13 protein-coding genes are annotated in these 17,846 nt (G+C 70.4%); 4 read left to right on the forward strand and 9 right to left on the reverse strand.

What is annotated here, in order from left to right; translation table 11 throughout:
- Positions 1-2: 2 nt before the first annotated feature.
- Entirely contained in the window at positions 3-1,595 is a 1,593-nt protein-coding gene (locus tag AB5J73_RS22635; protein WP_370971973.1) for an SMI1/KNR4 family protein, read from the reverse strand.
- 103 nt (positions 1,596-1,698) lie between these two features.
- Between AB5J73_RS22635 and rlmN the strand changes: the two genes are divergently transcribed.
- On the forward strand, positions 1,699-2,805 hold the full coding sequence (rlmN, locus tag AB5J73_RS22640; RefSeq protein ID WP_370971975.1) for a 23S rRNA (adenine(2503)-C(2))-methyltransferase RlmN: 1,107 nt from the start codon (positions 1,699-1,701) through the stop codon (positions 2,803-2,805).
- A 32-nt stretch (positions 2,806-2,837) separates the two neighbouring features.
- Positions 2,838-3,104, forward strand: coding sequence for a hypothetical protein (locus tag AB5J73_RS22645; RefSeq protein ID WP_191983968.1), 267 nt, complete (start codon positions 2,838-2,840; stop codon positions 3,102-3,104).
- Positions 3,105-3,139: 35 nt separating this feature from the next.
- Here the strand turns inward: AB5J73_RS22645 and AB5J73_RS22650 are convergent, their stop codons facing one another.
- The 3 genes from AB5J73_RS22650 to AB5J73_RS22660 form a co-directional block, all read right to left on the reverse strand.
- Positions 3,140-6,982: a hypothetical protein gene (locus AB5J73_RS22650; protein ID WP_370971977.1), complete on the reverse strand. Its 3,843-nt coding sequence runs from the start codon at positions 6,980-6,982 to the stop codon at positions 3,140-3,142.
- Positions 6,979-7,902 carry a purine phosphorylase gene (locus AB5J73_RS22655; protein WP_370971979.1) on the reverse strand — a complete coding sequence of 308 codons (924 nt, stop codon included), beginning with the start codon at positions 7,900-7,902 and terminating at the stop codon, positions 6,979-6,981. The genes AB5J73_RS22650 and AB5J73_RS22655 overlap by 4 nt, the downstream gene beginning before the upstream one ends.
- Positions 7,903-8,010: 108 nt before the next feature.
- On the reverse strand, positions 8,011-8,724 hold the full coding sequence (locus tag AB5J73_RS22660; protein ID WP_370971981.1) for a TetR family transcriptional regulator: 714 nt from the start codon (positions 8,722-8,724) through the stop codon (positions 8,011-8,013).
- A gap of 85 nt (positions 8,725-8,809) precedes the next feature.
- Here AB5J73_RS22660 and AB5J73_RS22665 point away from each other — a divergent pair, with 85 nt between their 5' ends.
- Positions 8,810-9,295 (forward strand): SRPBCC domain-containing protein, encoded by a 486-nt coding sequence (locus AB5J73_RS22665; RefSeq protein ID WP_370971983.1) that lies wholly within the window; start codon positions 8,810-8,812, stop codon positions 9,293-9,295.
- On the opposite strand, the gene AB5J73_RS22670 is transcribed toward AB5J73_RS22665, so the two are convergent.
- The 4 genes from AB5J73_RS22670 to AB5J73_RS22685 all read right to left on the reverse strand — a co-directional run bounded on the left by AB5J73_RS22670 (position 9,285) and on the right by AB5J73_RS22685 (position 15,541).
- On the reverse strand, positions 9,285-10,382 hold the full coding sequence (locus AB5J73_RS22670; protein WP_370971985.1) for an MAB_1171c family putative transporter: 1,098 nt from the start codon (positions 10,380-10,382) through the stop codon (positions 9,285-9,287). The genes AB5J73_RS22665 and AB5J73_RS22670 overlap by 11 nt on opposite strands.
- Positions 10,379-10,909, reverse strand: a complete 531-nt coding sequence (locus tag AB5J73_RS22675; RefSeq protein WP_370971987.1) for a hypothetical protein — start codon at positions 10,907-10,909, stop codon at positions 10,379-10,381. The genes AB5J73_RS22670 and AB5J73_RS22675 overlap by 4 nt, the downstream gene beginning before the upstream one ends.
- Before the next feature lie 70 nt (positions 10,910-10,979).
- Positions 10,980-12,281, reverse strand: a complete 1,302-nt coding sequence (locus AB5J73_RS22680; RefSeq protein ID WP_370971989.1) for a hypothetical protein — start codon at positions 12,279-12,281, stop codon at positions 10,980-10,982.
- Positions 12,282-12,283: 2 nt separating this feature from the next.
- Complete coding sequence (locus tag AB5J73_RS22685; RefSeq protein WP_370971991.1) at positions 12,284-15,541, reverse strand: hypothetical protein; 3,258 nt, start codon at positions 15,539-15,541, stop codon at positions 12,284-12,286.
- 237 nt (positions 15,542-15,778) lie between these two features.
- Here AB5J73_RS22685 and AB5J73_RS22690 point away from each other — a divergent pair, with 237 nt between their 5' ends.
- The gene (locus AB5J73_RS22690) at positions 15,779-16,903 is read left to right on the forward strand and encodes an FAD-dependent oxidoreductase (protein WP_370971993.1); all 1,125 of its coding nucleotides are present in this window, start codon (positions 15,779-15,781) and stop codon (positions 16,901-16,903) included.
- Here AB5J73_RS22690 and AB5J73_RS22695 read toward each other — a convergent pair.
- On the reverse strand, positions 16,900-17,793 hold the full coding sequence (locus AB5J73_RS22695; protein WP_370971995.1) for an intradiol ring-cleavage dioxygenase: 894 nt from the start codon (positions 17,791-17,793) through the stop codon (positions 16,900-16,902). The genes AB5J73_RS22690 and AB5J73_RS22695 overlap by 4 nt on opposite strands.
- Positions 17,794-17,846: the final 53 nt, after the last annotated feature.

The raw sequence follows: 17,846 nt of genomic DNA on the forward strand, positions 1-17,846 counted from the left end.
CCTCAGAGCCGGCTGGGCAGCACGGCCGAGAACTCGGTCACCGGACCGGTCCGGTCATCGCCGAACGCGGCCCGCAGCCCGGCCATCTCCGGCAGCGTCGTCCGCCCGGCGACGAACAGCGCCGCGAGGCGGGGCAGCGGCTTCCCGAGGTCGAGCAGACCGCGGACCTGCCCGGCGTCGAGCTGCAGCACGCGCAGGCCGGGGAGGTCGGCGACCTGGCCGAGGTCCGGCACCGCCGATCCGGCGAGGTGCAGCCGCGTCAGCCGGGGCAGCGTGCGCAGCACCGCCAGGTCGAGCGGCTCCCGGACGCCTTCGAGGTGCAGGTCCCACAGCGCCGGGTGCGCGGCGAGCCCGGCGAGGTCGGCGCGGCCGGCCCCGATCCGCACCGACTCCAGCGCTCCGAGCCCGCCGATCGACGCGGTGACGGCGGCGGCGCGGTTGACGCTCAGCCGCCGCAGCGACGTCAGCGGGTCGAACACGGCCAGGTCGACGTCGGCGGCGTCGTTCAGGTGGACCTCCTGCACCAGCTCCCGGCCGGGCAGCCCGGCCACCACCGACGGCAGGTCCAGCTCGGCCGCCTTCGAGATCACCTCGTCGTACGAACGCTCGGCGGCTTCGCGGAGCTCCGTCTCCGCGAAGAGGTACTGCTCGCCCGGGTCCTCGTAGCGCCCGGCCCGCAGGGCGGTCACGACCTCGGTCAGCATGGCGGTGATCGACGTCGCCACGTGGCGCAGCGGGCCGTAGATGTCGCGGCCGTACTCGAGGACCTGTCCGACGTGCCCCTGAGCGGCGGGGTCGACGTCCACCGCGACGTAGTTCATCGCCCGGTCGCCGCCGAAGGTGATCCACCAGTCGTTGCGCGACAAGCGTTTCACGCGGCCGAAGGGCACGGTCTCGAACACGACGCCGTCGTCGTCCAGCGCGTCTTCCCAGCCGTAGGAACCGGTATCGCCCTCGAGGTAGTTGCCGACGACGCGGTCCAGCGGGTCGTGGGAGTAGGGCCCGAGCAGCCCGGTTTCCCACGGGTCGCCGTCCGCCACCAGGTACAGCGCCCGCAGGTCCTCGGGCAGCCGGACGCCCATGCGCGCCTCGGCGCCGGCCAGCTCCGCCTCGGTCTTCCCCGCGGGCCACCGGGGAGCCGTGCCCTTGATGCGGGTGTAAGCCGCCGCGTACTCGCCGGTGAGCCGGAAGATCTCGGCGCGCACCCGGGGATCCGTCGCCGCACCGGTCGGTTCGGCGGCCGCGGGGCGCGGCCGCCCCGGCAACGGGTGCCCGGGGTAGCGGAAGTCCGGGTCGAAGACGAGCTGCCCGGGCGAGACGGCCGTGAGGTCCGGCCGGGCGGTGAAGCCGTACGCCCCCGCGGGGTCGAGCCGCACTTCCAGCACGGCGGGCGGCAGCTCGAACAGCCGATCCGCGATCGAGCCGTAGTCGACGCGGAAGCCGTCCTGCGCGTCACTCCACGCCGTGCACGAGACCGACCCGCCGGTGTGCCGCAGCTGGAGCGTGGCCTTCGTCCAGCCGGCTCCCGCGCCCGCGCGCAGGGCTTCGGCCATCGCCTCGGCGATGCCGGCGTAGCCGCTTTCCCCAGGGATCATGCGGCGAGGCTACCGAGATCGGCCGTGCCGGGTGTGACCCGGCGGACACCCGGCCGGGGCGGGCCCGGCGGCGATTTCGGGGGCGTGGGACACTTGACCGGTTATGACTGCCCTCCCCCTCGTCTTCGACGCCCCCAAGCGCGGCCTCCCGCCGCGCCACCTCGCCGACCTCTCGGTGGCCGAGCGCGCGGCCGCCGTCGCCGAGCTGGGGGAGAAGCCGTTCCGGGCGAAGCAGCTGTCGAACCACTACTTCTCCCGCCTGACGGTCGACCCGGCGGAGATGACGGACATCCCGGCGGCGTCCCGCTCCAAGCTGGTCGAGTCGCTGATGCCGACGCTGCTGACCGAGGTCCGCGCCCTGGCGGCCGACAACGGCGCCACGCGCAAGACGCTGTGGCGGGCTCACGACGGCACGCTCCTGGAGAGCGTCCTGATGCGCTACCCCGACCGCGCGACCCTGTGCATCTCGAGCCAGGCGGGCTGCGGCATGGCGTGCCCGTTCTGCGCGACGGGCCAGGGCGGCCTCGACCGCAACCTGTCGACGGCGGAGATCGTGGACCAGGTCCGCTCCGCGGCGGCGGTCATGCGCGACGGCGCGATGCCCGGTGGCCCGGGGCGGCTGTCGAACATCGTCTTCATGGGCATGGGCGAGCCGCTGGCCAACTACAAGCGCGTGGTGGCCGCGGTCCGGCGGATCACCGATCCCGCGCCCGGCGGTCTCGGCATCGGGCAGCGTTCGGTGACGGTGTCGACGGTGGGCCTGGCGCCGGCGATCCGGAAGCTGGCCGACGAGAAGATGCAGGTGCGGCTTGCCGTTTCGCTGCACACGCCGGACGACGAGCTGCGGGACACGCTGGTGCCGGTGAACGAGCGCTGGTCGGTGGACGAAGTTCTTTCCGCCGCCCGGTACTACGCGGACACGTCCGGGCGGCGCGTGTCCATCGAGTACGCGTTGATCCGGGACATCAACGACCAGCCGTGGCGGGCGGAGCTGCTCGCCAAGCGGCTGCGGAAGCACCTGGGTCAGCTGGTGCACGTCAACGTCATCCCGCTGAACCCGACCCCGGGGTCGAAGTGGGACGCTTCGCCGAAGCCGGTGGAGCGGGAGTTCGTGCGGCTGGTGAACGCCGGCGGAGTAGCGTGCACCGTGCGGGACACCCGCGGCCAGGAGATCGCCGCCGCCTGTGGGCAGCTTGCTGCCGAGGGCTGAGTTTCCCTTTCAGTGATGGAGAGTTTGTCGTGATGTATGCCCCCAGCCTGCTCGACCCGGCTGCGGAGGAGCTTCGGCTCGCGGACTTCACCGGCGCCACGGACGTCGCCCGCGGCGCGCGGACCCTGCTGGGCGACCGGTTCAGCTCGGTGACGTTCATGTACGTCCTGATGCGCGCCTTCGAGGTGGAGTACACGGCGGCGTGTGACGCGGCGCGGTGGCACGAGTTCCACGGTGGCCCGCGGGCGCTGTCGGACGCCGACCTGGAGAAGCTGCTCGCTCCCTGGCTCGCCCGCTGAGCATCGCCGCTTCTGGGTGTGGTGACCGAGTGATGTCATCGATTCTCGAACGCTCGCCCATCCACGATGGTCTTCGGTTGCTCGAGTCCGGCGATCTCCGCGAGGATCGCTGGTCCGGCGTCGGGGCAGAGCAGCAGCAGCGATGGCAGCCAATCGGTCCACTTCGTGGTCCGTAGCGCGTCCGCCAGGGCATGAACTCTGTCTGATCGATGGTCGTGTTCGGCCAGTACCATTCGTGTTCGCATCCAGACGGAACTGCTCGAAATCGACCGCATGATCGCGTCCGCGCGGTCGAAGTCGCCGGCTGTCGCCGCGCATTCGGCGATATTGCCGAGTGCCAGTGCTTGTTCTTCAGGGTCGTCGAGGGATCGAGCAACCCTTTCGGCCTGGGCGAAGTGTTCGGCTGCGCTCAGGGCTCTCGACAAGGTTACGAGGCTGAGTGTCCGACTGAACGTATCGGTGATGGAACGGGCAACCCTCTCGGTCACCGAGAACTCGAGGTGCGCGGCAGCCGCGTCGGCAACCCAGTGGAGCGCGTGGTTGCGGTCCTCGGGCTGTGTGATGGAACGAGCTGTCGTTTCGGCGCGTTCGAAGTACCCCGCCCTGGCCAGTGCCTGGGCCAATCTCGCGACGGTCGATCCACGCGAGTCGGCTCCGGCGTCGGTGCAGGCGAGCGCTTCGGCGCCTTCGAGGTCGCCGGCCGCAGTCAACGCGTGCAGCAAGTGGTAAGTCGTGGACGACGAAGGGGTTCCAGTGCCGGCTTCGATGCTGAGGTACGCCAGGGTTTTGGCGCTGTCAAGGCGGCCGGCCGCGGCAGCGGCTTCAGCCAGCTCCGCCAACGCCTCTGCTCGAACGGAAGGTTCGTCAATCGACTGCGCGATCGTCGACGCCTGCTCGATGTCGCTGCCTGCGGCCAGTGTTCTGGCGACCTTTCTGAGAAGTCGCGCCTGGGTGTCCGGGCCGGTGACTGTGCGGACCAAACTCTTGGCCGTTTCGAGATCGTTCGCCACCACTGCGAGGTCTATCAACGTGCGAGCCCGTTCGGCGGGTTCCGCGATGGAGCGGGCGATCGTTTCGGCCCACTCGCGTCGCCCGGCTTCGGCCGAGGCCACGGCGACAAGGTTAAACGCCCGCATTCGTTCGGAGTGACTGGTGATGGACCGCGCGATCGATTCGGCGTGTTCGAGGTGGCCGGCCGATACGGCGGATTCGACGACTGAAGCAAGCGCTGGTCCCCGGTCGGGCTCGGTGATGAAGTCCGCGATCTTCTCGGCGTCCTTGAAATGACCGGCTGCGCAAAAACCCTTGACCACGGATGTGAACGCGGCGGCTCGCCGATGAGGGCTCGGGATGCGTGCGACTGCCTCGGCTTGTTCGAGAAGCTTGCTCGCTTGCTGCTGGTGGCCGACGGCGGTAGCGGCTTCGGCGATCGTCACGTATTCGTAAGCCAGGACTGCCGGCTCGGTGATCGAGCGGGCGGCGGTTTCGGCCTGCTCGAGAAGATCGGTCGCCTTCTCGTGGTCGCCGGTGGCGGCTGCGGCCCGGGCGATGGACGCCAGTGCCCGCACCCGGTGTCCGTGGTGACCTGTGATGGACTGGGTGATCGTTTCGACTCGGCCGAGCAGTTCAGCTGCTTGGCCGCGGTCGGCAGCGGCTGCGGCTGCTCCGGCTTCCACCAGCTCGGTGAGCTGACCTGTCACGCCAGCGGGGTTGGTGAAGGAGTGGGCGAGCGTCTCGGCTCTGTCCAGTAGTTCGCTCACCGGAATGCGGCCTGCCGCGACCGCGGCCCGCGCGACCGACAGCAAAGTTTCCTCGCTGAGGCGGTCGTGGGAGATCGAGTGCGCGATCGTCGCGGCTCGGTCGAGCAGGTCGCTTGCCAGCGCGCGGTCGGCTGTCGCCGCTGCGCTGGCTGCGGCTTCGGCGACCATCGTCAACGCGATGTTGTGGTTCCACGGTCCGGCGTCCCTCGCGACGCTCTCGGCCAGATCGAGAAGCTCTCTCGACCGTGCTCGATCTCTAACGGCTCCAGCTGCTGCGGCGGCTGCACGGGACGCCGACGCCAGTGTGAGTCCCGAGGAGCCGTATTCGACTGAGCGGACGATCGCTTCGACTCGCTCGACGAGCTCGTTCGCTCGCGTGCAAGCGTCGGCTGCGGCAGCGACTTGGGCGATCGATACCAGGGCGTTTGCCCGGTATTCAGGTTTTATGATGAACTCAGCGATTTCCTCGGCTCGTAAGAAATCACCGTTCGACGCGGTCGACTTGCTTATGTCGCACAACAGAGAATCTCGTGCAGCGGAATGTTGCAGGTGTGCGATGAGCGATTCTGCGTGGCCGAGCAGCGCTGCGGCCCGCTCGTGCTCACCTTGGCCGATCATGAAACCGCTCAGAGACACCAACGCCTCGATACGCCTCTCGAAATTACGGTAGGAGTGGGCGATGGTCTCGGCTCGGGTGATCTGGCCCAGAGCCGCCCAGACTGCCGGAAGATGGCGAGGTACGCTGCTGCTCCGGAGGGAAAGGTCTTCTTCGTGGATGGCCAGGCGGGTCATCGCGATCAGATCGGGCTCATCTTGAGCGGCAAGCAGGTCTTGTGTAGCCGCGATCTCGGAGATGGCGGCGTATTCGCTGCCGGTTACGCTGAACAAACGGTACTGACGCGCCGGGTCGGTGGCATAGTTCACCATCGTTTCCACGTCGTCGCCGCCGAGGGTTCGGAAATATCCGAGCAGGAGGTACTCCGGTGTACCGATCGGCCATCGCCGGGCCTGGTACTCCTGCGCCCATGCGTGTATGCGATCGCGGTACCCCGCGATGTGGGCGGCGCCCAGCATTTCCCCGGCGGCGACCTGCAACGTCTCGTGTCCCAGCAGGAACACCTGTGGTCCGCCTCGCAGGGAATGGCTGCTTCGCGTGGTGAAGCTGCGGCCGATGACCGAGCGGAGGTGGTCGTCGACGTCCCAGGCCGACAGGCCGGTCAGCTCGGCGAGATCGGTGGCCGACAAGCCGCCGTTGGCGGCGGCGACCAACCCCAGGAGATCCCGCTCGACCCGCGTTCCGCGCAGCAGTCCTTTGAGCTCGCGGTGGGCGTCTCGCCGGATGATCTGTGCTCGCGGTGAGGGCGTCAGCGTCCGGATGGCGGTGCCACCGTGCAGGGGATGGTCCGGCGGGACGTCATCGGGGATGGGCGGGTTCGGCCGGCCGGTGACGATGATGCGCATGCCTGCCGGCGGACGCGTGGGGAGGAGACTCGCGATGCTGTGGGATTGCGGCCCGGTGTGAACGCTCCGGTCCTCGTCCAGTCCGTCCACCAGGAGGACGAATCGCTCGCCGTGGTTGTTGGAAGCCTCGGCCGCCTCGGCGAGGTATTCGAGCAGGTGTCCTTCCTTGCTCGAATCCGTCAGGCTCGATGGCCACGGGTGCCCCAGCAGCGCCAGCAGTTGTTCCAGCACGTTGTCGATGAACGCGGCGCGATCGTTCTGCGCGGCGAGACGCCCGGTGATGAAGAACGAGACGATCCGCAGGCCGGCCGGCGGATGGAGGACGAACCACGACGCCAAGGCGGTCTTCCCCGACCAAGCCCCGCCTTGCCACCACTGGTAGTGTCCTGCCGTCTCGGGCGAAAGGCAGAACTCGGCCAGCTCGGCGAGTTCGGTCTCGCGGTCGTCGAGCTGCGCCGGCGCGAGCCGGCTCACCTGCCGGCGATAGCGGGTCCGTACAGGACTGCCGGTCAGCAAGGTGACTTCGTCGGCCTGGATGTTGATCGCGTTGTCGCCGGTCGAGACGATGCCGCTGGCGTCATGCCGCACCTCGACGCGGCGGTCTGACGGTGGCGCCTGAGATCTCGCGCCGTGTCCGGCCTGGTCCGACGAGGTCATCGCCGTTGGATGTTGATCGTGCCGTCCCCGGTCGAGGTGATCCCCGAAACGTCCCCGTGGGCGGTGATGCCGCGGTCGCCGGGATGCGCACCATGACTCGCCGCGGCGGGCAAGCCTCCGGCTTCGGGGGTGCCGTGGTGACGGGCTTCCTCGTGCCGAGCGTGATCGATGATCTTCGCGGCCAGGGTGAGGGCGAAGGCGGCGGCGTGCGCGGCGGCGATGGGTTGCCACCCGGCTTTGTCCGCGGTGTGCTTGTGCCCGTCGGCTTTGTCGCTGACGCCTCGGATGGTGGCGACGGGGTGGCTGTCGTTGAGGTGAGCTGCCTTGGACACGCCGGCGCTTTCCATCTCGATGGCCGCCGCATCGTTGTAGTTGTCACGCAATTGTTCGGCGAGGGGCGTGGTCCGTGAGTTCAGGACGACCTCGCCGGCGGCGACCGGCCGGAGGTGCACCGCCGGCTGCCGGCCGGGCTCGGCAGGCAGGAGAGAAGTCCACTCGCGCTGCCGTTTGACGTGGCGGGCCAGGTTGTCGATGCGGTGCGGAAGTTCCCACGCCTGCGGCCGTGCGTGGAAGCCGCTCGCGTCCTCCTGCCCGCCGTGGTAGCCGTAGACCTTGGTCGCGACGACGACATCTCCGGGTTCGAGGTCATCGTGGAGTCCTCCGGCGACGCCGACGAACAGGAGCGCCTCGGGTGCGAACATGCCGATGGCGCGTTCGGCGAGGATCCCGGCGGCCGGGTTCCCCTGACCGGTGATGGCGAGGGCGATGGATCCTGTTCCCTCGGGCGGCGAGCCCACCTCGAAGAGAGTCCCCTTCTCGTGCATCACCTCGCGCAGGCTGCCCAGGTGCGTTCGGACAGCTTCGTATTCCACGTCCAGCGCGGTCAGGATGACCACGACGGGCTCGCGTGCGCCTTTCACCGGACTCCTGCCTCGCTTTCCGGCCCGGTCGGGTTGTGGCCGCGCGAACTCGGCGGACGCGACACCGCGGCGGGCCGGCCGCGGTCGCTGAGCGGCACGCCGGTGATCCTACGGGTGCACACCCGGCGCAGCTCGCTGATCGCGAAGCTCGTCACCCGCCGCCGGGAACGTGGTGAGGCCGTCGCGGATCAGGGCGGCCGCGCGGTTCACCTCGTCGGTCACCGCGGTCAGCGCTTCCTCGATCGGGTGCCCGGGACGCAGGTGCGTGCGCAGGGCGCGGAACTGGACGCGCCACAGTCCCAGGAGCGCGGCCGCGGCGGCCTGGGGTTCGGGCTCGGCCGGGTCGAAGCCGCTTCGGGTGGCGAGTACCTCGGCGGCGGCTTCGGTGCAGCGTTCGGCGATGTCGCTCTGGTACGCGCGCAGCGCCGGGGTGGTGCGGATGAGGTCGCCGAAGCGACGGTAGTCGCTCAGAGCCTGCTCCGGGTCGTCCGTCGCCGTCAGGCTCGTGCCGACGGCGTGCAGCTCCGCGTCCAGGATCTTCAGCATCGCGGCGACCGGCGGCAGGGCCGGGTCCGCCAAGTGCGTGCGCAGCGCGTCGGCCGTGGTCTCCAGGCGGTCGAGGATCAGGGCTTCCTTGCGGGGGAAGTAGTTGAAGGCCGTCTTCTCGGACACGCCGCAGGCCTCGGCGACGTCGGCGACGCGGACCGCGTCGAAGCCGTGCTCCAGGAACATCCGCGCCGCGGTGTCGGACAGCTGACCGCGCATCGCGCGCTTCTTGCGTTCGCGCAGTCCTTCCCGGTGCCCGGTCCCCGTGGTGGTCATGTCGGCAGACTACGCCAGCCGCTATAAAAATTCTGCTACTGTAATTTTACAGCGACTGAAGTCAGTAAGGCCTTGGGAGGCTGCCGTGACCGAGATCGAAATCGTCCGCGACTACCGTCATTCGCCGCACAAGGTGTGGCGGGCGGTGACCGATCCCGCCTTGATCCCGTACTGGACCTCGACCGGCAAGGGTGCTCGTGCCGTCGGCTTCGAACCCGTGGCGGGCAACCAGTTCCAGTTCGTCGCCCGGCCGATGCCCGGGTGGCGCGGGATCGTCGACTGCACGGTGCTGGAGGTCCGCGAGCGGGAGCTGCTGCGCTACACCTGGGTGGGCGCCGAAGGCGAGGAGCCCAGCTACGTCCGCTACGAACTGGAGCCGCGGCCCGAGGGGACCCGGTTCACCTACCGCCACACCGGCTTCACCGGGGCCGGCGGGTTCGTCATGGCGAAGCTGCTCGGCTCGGTCAGGCGGAAGATGCTCACCACCGGGCTGCCCGCCCTGCTGGCCGAGCTGGACGACGCCGGCGCGCTGCGGCCGGACGCGCCGCTGCGGCTGCACGTCAAGCCGTGACCGTCCGCAGCGATTCGGAAAGCGCGACCAGCTCCCGGACGTCGTCGTCCAGCCCGCCGCCTTCCGGCACCGCTACCGGCATGCCCTCGTCCGGAACCGGTTCGCGGCGGGCGTGGGCGTCCAGGGCTTCGGCGAGCCGCGTGGCCAGCGGCCCGTCGGACGGCAGGTGGGCCAGGTAGGGGCTGATCCGGACCAGCCCGTCCCGGCATTCGATGACCCGCCGGTAGTAGCGGCGGTGCACGCCGAGCATGCTCAGGGCGTCCCGCCACGGGCTCAGCGGGGTCCGGCTCAGCGCGTCCTCCGGGAAGGCCTCGTGCAGCCGGGTCCACAGTGGACCGAGCCGGTGGTAGGTGCGCAGGTGCCGCCACCACACGCGGGTCGCGGCCAGCCGGGTGGCGACGCCGGGGTAGGACAGGCCGATCACGAGCAGGATCGCGCTCGGGAACACGAGGAACACCGTGGCCTGCACCAGCAGCGCCGGGATCGCCGCCCCCGCCCAGTGCACCAGCACGACCGCGACCAGTGTCGCCCCGCCGACCGCGCCGAAGGCGAAGCCGACGGAGGCCACCAGCAGGCCGCGGGCCAGCCGGGGCGCGGCGCCCCGGGCGTAGCGCCGCGCGAGGAAGCACGCGCTCGCGATGCCGTACGTCAGGTACAGGTCGGCCGCGAGGTAGAAGACCGAGACGCCCGCGCGGGGGTACGCCGACGGCGGGCCGGCGGGCACGAGCACCGCGACGGCGGCCAGCACCAGGATCGTGGTGCCCAGCGGCACCGCTTCCCACCACGCCCGCCGCCGGGCCCGGTCGGCGGGTAGCGCCGAGAACAGGAAGAAGCACACCAGGGAGTAGACGAGCCCGCAGAGGAAGACGTGCTGGAACAGCAGCGGCACGATCGCACCGGGGTCCGGCTGGTTCACGTCCCCGGCCAGGAGGCCGAACGGGTAGGACGCCGCGAAGCACGCCAGGCAGGCGGTGACCATCCAGCGCGCCACGTCCTCCGGTGCCCGGCTGAGCTGGTAGAGCTTCCACAGCAGGGCGGGGTAGAGGATGACCCCTTGGACGACGAGCAGCGCGATCTTGCTGTTCACAGCCACCCCAGCCGTTCGCCCAGCGCGTTCTCGATCCGCTGCGCGGTGCGCTCGTCCGACGCCTCCGGCGCGACCAAGTCCAGCACGGACGCCCATTCCAGGATGATCGTCGCCACCGTCTCGGCTTCCCGTTCGTGGTCGGTGTCGTAGGAGGTCCGCAGCAGTGCCCGCCGGACCGGCTCGGGCGTCAGATCCGGGTGCGGCCCGGGCGGGGTCAGGCCGGCGACCAGGCTGTCGTCCTCCGCGGTGGCGTGGTGCCCGGCCAGCATGTGGCCCAGCTCGTGCAGGATGATGTGGCTCTGGTGGGCCTTGCTCGTGTCCCGCTGGTAGACGATGTAGTCGGCCCGCTCGGTGGCGATCCACGCGCCGAACGGACCCGGCACCGGGATCCGGTGCGCGATCAGCCGGATCGGCCGCCCGCGCTGGTCACCGACGCTCCGGCACAGCTCGACGACGTCCAGCGGCGGCCGGATGCCCAGTTCGTTCAGCAACCGCCGGCAGCGGCGCCGCAACTCGCGTTCCCTCACCCATCACCTTGTCGTCGCCGTGCCCACCGTTCAGCCCTTTACCGTAGACGACGCCGATCACCGCCCGGACTCACACGTAGCGGCTGCGCGCGGCCGCGTCGGTCAGGCAGAGCGCGGGGATCGCGTGGTGGACGAAGTCGAAATTGTTCACACGCAGGCGGCCGTCCGGCAGGATTTCGTCGTACGTCTGCTGCCACACGTCGTCGCCGTTGCGCTGGTCGAAGGGCAGGTACGCCACCGAGACCCGCTTGTCGGGGGACTCCGCCAGCCCGTTCTTCCCCCGGGTGAACGGGTTCGCCTTGCCGCCGGTCAGCGAGGTCGCGGCCGACGGGAAGGAATGCGTGTAGAAGCGCACGCTCTTGCCCTTGAACGTGCCGCGCCCGCTCGTCAGCTTCAGCCACCCGCTCATGGCGGCGATCATCGGGTCGGCGAAGCCCCCGGGCGGGTCGAAGACGAAGAGCTCGTTGAACTCGTCGCTCATGAAGGTCTTGACCTTCGGGTCCCGGTTCATCGCGGTCACGTTGTCGGTCAGGAACTTCGCGAGGACGTTGCACCCGCTGCTGTTGGCGGAGATCGCGACGTGGGAAAGGGAGTCGTCGTGGATCGGCAGGATGTCGCCCTGGATCGCGAGGAGGATCTTCCGCAGCGTCGCCGCCGAGTACAGCTGGTAGTCGCGGAGCTGCTGGGTGGCCTGGTCGAAGACCCGGCTGATCTGGGGCAGCACGAGCACGTACTGCTTGTCGGCGTGCCGCAGCTGGTAGGGAAACCCGAAGGAGACCTGCTGGTCGGACAGGAACGGCATGTCGACGTCAAACCCGCCGCCGGGCCGCGGGCCGGCGTTGTACACCCACCAGTTCCAGATGTCGTAGTACAGCCAGTCGAACCCGAAGGGCCGGAAGTGGACGAACCGGGTCTCGTTCCGGCTCTGGCCCGGGATGTGCTTGTAGTGCACCAGGAACGGCGGTGGTTTCCCGACGTCCAGGTCCATCGGGTAGGCGACCGCGACGAACTGCGGGGGCAGCTCGTCGCCGTCGTAGGTCACGCTGTACACCTTCACGGTGTAGCCGGCGGGCGGTTCCTCGACGAAGTCCAGGTTGAGCACGTCCCACTTCGCGAACGCCGACCTCTTGAAGATCGGGGACTTCAGGAACGGCCAGGGGATCGGCTTCGCGATCTTCGGCAGCGGGAGGGGGTGCCAGTCCCGGTTCCGGGCGAAGAACGGCCTGGCGTTCACCCGGTCCGCGGTCTCCTTCTTGCACTTGGCCGCGTCGCGCAGGCAGTAGGCGCTGGGTTCGACCGGCACCGCCAGCCCGGCGGGCGGGTTGCTCAGCGTCGTCCACGTCGTGGCCGTGACGTCCCTCAGGGTGAGCACGCCTAGACCTGCTGCCCGGTCTTGGGGTCGTACTCGACCTCGACGACCGCGACCTGGTCGGTGGGCAGGACCTCCACCCACTGGTCGAACACCTCGTAGCCCTTCTCGCTCGCGGCCTTGAACCCCTTGTCCAGCGGGTCGAAGCCCTTCTCGTACACCATGTCCGGGCGCAGGTAGTTCAGCGTGACCCCGGGTTCGAGCTGCTCGGTGACCACCTCGGCGCCCGCTTCGTGCTTGGCCAGCACGGTGACGGCCACGTAGCGGAGGACGTCGCGGATGGTCAGCCCGTCGGGCGCCAGGTCGCGGTAGCGGGTCACCAGCGCCGAGTCGGACCAGGGGTGGGCCCGCAGCGCGGTGAGGATCCGGGTGCTCTCGCCGTCGGCGGCGGGCTGGTAGCGGTCGTCCAGGCCGGTGGCACCCTCGATGCTGGGGTCGGACAGCCAGTTCAGCGCGGCGAGTTCCTTGCCCGGCCGGATCGGCACGACCGCCTTCACCCACGGCGCGTTCAGGAACGCGTTGCGCTGGTGGTCGCCGTCGAGCTGCAGCAGCCAGCCCAGCGAGCTGCCCAGCCGGGCCGGCGCGGAGTCGGCGGTGATGAAGTAGTTGTCGCGCCGGCTCATGTCCCCTTCGTTGGCCCAGCCGACGGTGTGGTCGTCGAGGCCGGTGGGGCTGTCACGGACGATGTGGTCGACGGCCGTCGCGAGCGACGGGTCCAGAACCGGGCCGCCGCCGGGCGTCTCGAGCCTCGGGTCGCCCAGCCGGTCGAGCTCCGGGGCGAAGGTCGGGTGCGACTCGTGCAGGCGGGGCCGCCACCACTCGGGCGCCACGAAGTACAGCATGGCCTCGACGTCGAACATCGAGTTGATCAGCTCGGCGAGCTTGTGCAGCAGCTTCGCCTGGGTCGGCCGCCTCCCGTCGATCTGCATCAGCTGTTCGAGCAGCCGCCGGTAGACCACCACGCGTTCTTCCTCGCGGAGCACGTCGTAGTCGCGGACCTGGATCTTGCTGGCCGCGGCCACGCGCTGCTGCGCCGCCGTCAGGTACGCCTCGCGCTGCTTCCGGTCCAGTTCGAGGTCCCGCTTCGCGGCGAGCAGCTTGTTCTGGTCGCTGATCTGCTTGCGCTTGTCGTCCGTGGCCCGGTAGGTCACGGGCACGGTGAACGCGAAGAGCTCGTTCCGCTCGCCGTGCGCGTTGTAGAGGAACACCGACAGCGCCGGCTGCTTCGGGAGCGGCGTGCCCTCGGGCGCGTCTTCGGGCTTCCGGCCCAGCTTGAGCTTCACCGCGGCGGTGCTCGCCGTCCAGCGCACTTCGCCGACCTTCGCCGGCTCGTACCCGTCCCTCGGGGTGAGTTCGACGTCGGCGATCCACCAGCCCGTCCCGGACCCGCCGACCGGCCGGATGTAGCCGTTGAACGGGTAGCCGAACTGGACGGCGACGTCCTCGGTGTAGTCCTCGGGCATCGGCAGCTCGTTGGCCGGCGCGACCGCGGCCGCGTCCGGGGGCGCGGCGAGGTGGACCAGCTTGGCCAGGCCGAGCGCCGCGCCCGGGTCGTCCACGAAGGACTGCCAGCACAGCTGGGTGCCGAGGTCCTGCACCTGCACCCCGACGCGGCGCATCTTGCGGCGCAGCTCGTAGTTGATCAGCTTGTCGGTGGTGTTCGCCAGGACGTAGCGCCGGCTCGAGGTGTCGGTGGTCTCGGTGACCGTGCGGAACGTGGTCTTGAAGCTGCGCTTGATCTCGGTGCTCAGCCGTTCGCTCTGCTGGCGCATCTGCTTGTGCGTCTGTTCCCGCGCCTGCTTCTGCGTGTCGCTCATGTCCATCGTCGCGGTCTCGTTGGCGTCGCCCCAGACCCACCGCTGGTTGGCCGACACCGAGAAGCCGAGCTTGGTGTTGCGCTCGTTCTCGTCCTTGACCGCGGTCGACACCTCGTCCTCGAGCTTGCTCTCGCCGGTCCGGCTCTGCGTGAGCTCCTGGCCCTCCTCCACCACGCGCTCGACCAGCGTGCGCCGGGTCTGCGACTCGATCAGCTCCAGCGAACTGCCCGGGCTGAGCCAGACGTGCTGCACCGGCGGGCCGAGGAACGTGTCGAACTCGAAGAAGTACTGGCGGAACAGGTGCACGATCCCGACCGGGGAGAGGCTGACCCGGTTGAGCGCCTCCGCACGGCTCGCGTTCTCCAGCGGGTCGAGCATCCGCTGCAGCCCGCGGTACTGCGGGGTGTCGACCTCGCCCTGCCGGGGCGGGGAGAACAGGTCCGCCAGCGTCGGGACGAGGTTCTGCGTGGCGAGGTAGCTGAGCAGCCCGGCGACCATGGACTCCTTGGCCGCCATGGCTTCGACCAGTGCCCGGCGCTTGGCCTGGTCGGTGGGCTCGACGGTGGCGGCGCGGCTGAACAGGACCGGGGAGACCTCGGCGGCCAGGATCGTGTCCAGGCTCTCGCGGGACAGCAGCGGCAGCCAGGTCGCCGGGGCGCGCGGGTCCTTGTCCTTGACGCGCGCCTGGATCAGGTCCGCCAGCACCGAGGCGATCATCGGGTGGTACGAGCCGGTGGCCGGGGCGTCGCCGGTCTTCAGGTCCAGCGAGTCGCTGCTCGAGGCCGCCTCGGCGGCCGCGAGGTGGATGACGCCCGGCACGTAGGTCGCCCGCGGCGTGACGACCTGGGACAGGGTGGCGAGCACGGTGTCGTCGGCGCGCCGCAGTGCGTCGGCGAACCGGGCCACCGTGCGCTGCGACCGCCAGCCCAGCAACGGCTGGATCAGGCCGAAGGACTCGCTCGCGTACGGCAGCGCGCCGGTGAACTCGGCCAGCGGCCGTCCCGTGGTGACCCGGCCGCCGACGGCCGGCGCGGGCAGCGCCTGCGAGTTCGCGACCGGGCCGCCCGCGCTCGCGGCGAACGGCAGCACGGTCCACGGCTTGCCGGCCCCGCTCGCCCCGACGAGGAACAGCTCCCGGTTCGCCTGCGCGGCGGGTGCGACGAAGGCGATCGTCTGGGTGGTCCCGGGCAGCCCGGTGACCTTCCCCGCGTACTGGCGGCTGCCCGCGGCGTCCTTCTCCAGGAACGCCCCGCCGAGCGCGCTGATGTCCGGGTACCGGCGCGGGTCCTGGACGTCGACGGCGGCGGGCAGGGCGAGCGCGATCCGCTGGCCGCCCCCGAACTCACCCGGCGACGACGCCTGCACGGTGTAGGTCCAGACGTGGTAGTAGGACGTACTCCCGGTGCTCACCGGCGTCCTGCCGGCGAAGGTCACGGTCAACGCCATGGTGGTTCCCCCGATCGTCGGCCTCCATCGTCCGGCGGTCCGGCGGGGCGGGGAGGAGGCACGGGGACCGACCAAAGGGAGCAACCGGACGTGCTCCGGGGCGCCCTTCCGGGCAGTGATCACCGGCGTCGAGGCACGCCCACTGACTTGCCAGGCGCCTGCCAGGGCCGTGTGCGTCGCCTGCCAGCGGGTCCCGGCAGTCTCTGGAACGTAATTCCAGAGACCGAAGGAGCCACCATGCGCACCCCAGTCACGATCATCGGCGCCGGGCTCGGGGGACTCACCCTCGCCCGCGTGCTGCACGTCCACGGGATCGAAGCCGCCGTCTACGAAGCCGAGGCGTCGCCGATGGCGCGGCTGCAGGGCGGCATGCTCGACATCCACGACTACAACGGCCAGCTCGCCGTCGAGGCCGCCGGGCTGATGCCCGAGTTCCAGGGCTTGGTCCTGGAGGGCCGCCAGGCGATGCGGGTCCTCGACTCGACCGGGAAGCTCCTGTTCGAGAAGGCCGACGACGGCACCGGCGGCCGTCCCGAGGTCCAGCGGGGCGAACTGCGGCAGCTGCTGCTCGACTCGCTGCCCGCCGGCACCGTCCACTGGGGACACAAGGTCACCGGCGTCCGGGCCGGGAACGAGGTGGTCTTCGCCGACGGGACCACCGTCGAAGCCGCGGTGCTCGTCGGGGCGGACGGTGCCTGGTCGCGGGTGCGGCCGCTGCTGACGGCGGCGACCCCCGGGTACGCCGGAACCGCCTTCGCCGAGACCTACCTCTTCGACGCCGACACCCGGCACGCCGCCGTGGCGAAGGCGGTCGGGGGCGGCTCGATGTTCGTCAACGGCCCCACCCCGGGGCAAGGGATCAACGCACACCGGGAGAGCGGGGACACCCTGCACGCCTACGTCGAACTCGAGCGGCCGCTCGAATGGTTCGACGCCATCGACTTCGGCGATCCCGCCGCGGCCGCCGCCCGGATCGCGGCGGAGTTCGACGGCTGGGCGCCGGAGCTCACCGCGCTGCTCACCGACGCCGATTCCGGGCCGGTCCTGCGCCCGCACCACACCCTGCCGATCGGACTGCGGTGGGAGCGCGTGCCGGGGGTCACCCTCGTCGGCGACGCCGCCCACCTCACCGCGCCGAACGGCGAAGGCGCCAACCTGGCCATGCTCGACGGCGCCGAGCTCGGCCAAGCGCTCGCCGCGCATCCCGGCGACGTCGAGGCCGCCCTCGCCCAGTACGAGGAGGCCATGTTCACCCGCAGCGCGACCCCCGTCGACGAGGCTGTCCTCATCGAGAGCGTGTTCGGCGGCGAGCTCCCCGAGCAGCTGGCCCACCTGTTCGACGAGCTCAAGCCCGGGAACTAGCGGGACGGCGGCGGCCCACCCGGGCCGCCGCCGGCCGCCGGGGTCGTCGTGGTGTCGACGCCGACCTTGAGCGTCACCGCGTAACCGCTGGTCACGTCCCCGGTCACGGTCGCCAGCTGCAAGGCGCCGCTGTCGTCACCGAAGACGTTGTCGCTGCTCAAGCTCACCTTCTGGAGGTTCGAGACGGACTGCTCGTACCCCGCCTGCGCGTAGACCGCTTCGCAGACGTTCTGCGGCAGCGCGACCTGCGACGTGGCGATCGCCTTGGTGCTGTCGGTGATCGAGGCCTGGTCCGGGTAGACCTCGAAGTGGATGTGCGGCCAGCGGCCGTCGTAGCAGGCGGGGAAGACACTGGTGTAGCGCACGCGGCCGTCGGCGCCGGCGAGCTGGACGCCGCGCAGGTAGTTCTCGTTCTGGATCCCTTGCGAGTAAAGCGAATACCGGCCTTCGCGGTCGCAGTGCCAGACGTAGACCGCGACCCCGGCGAACGGCGAACCACCCTTGGCCAGGTCGGCGACCACCAGCTCCAGCGTCATCGGGACCCCCTCGGCGGTCCCGCTGCCGGTGCCGAAACTGGACCGGATGTCGGCGCGGACGACACCGCTCTGCGCCAGCACGTCGGGCCCGTTGGAGCCGTCGCCGGGGTAGGGACCCGCGGTTTCGTCCGGGATCTCGCCCGACGTCGTCGCCGCGGCCGTCGAGGACGCCGCCGAGGAGGTGGAGGTGGCGGGAGTCCCGCAGGCGGTCAGGACGGCACCGGCGGCACCGATCCCGAGGAACCGCAGCGCCCGCCGCCGGCTGAGCAGGGTACCGATGTCGAAGCCGAGGCCCTGGTCGACGACCTCGTCACGCGGCCGGGGCAGTGGGCGGCCTTCGTAGGTGGGGTTCATGGGTTTCACGGTGCCGCCGGAAGGTTGCCCCGCCATGTGCGGAAGCTGTGCGG

The sequence above is a fragment of the Amycolatopsis sp. cg9 genome (assembly GCF_041346945.1).
Lineage (GTDB): Bacteria > Actinomycetota > Actinomycetes > Mycobacteriales > Pseudonocardiaceae > Amycolatopsis.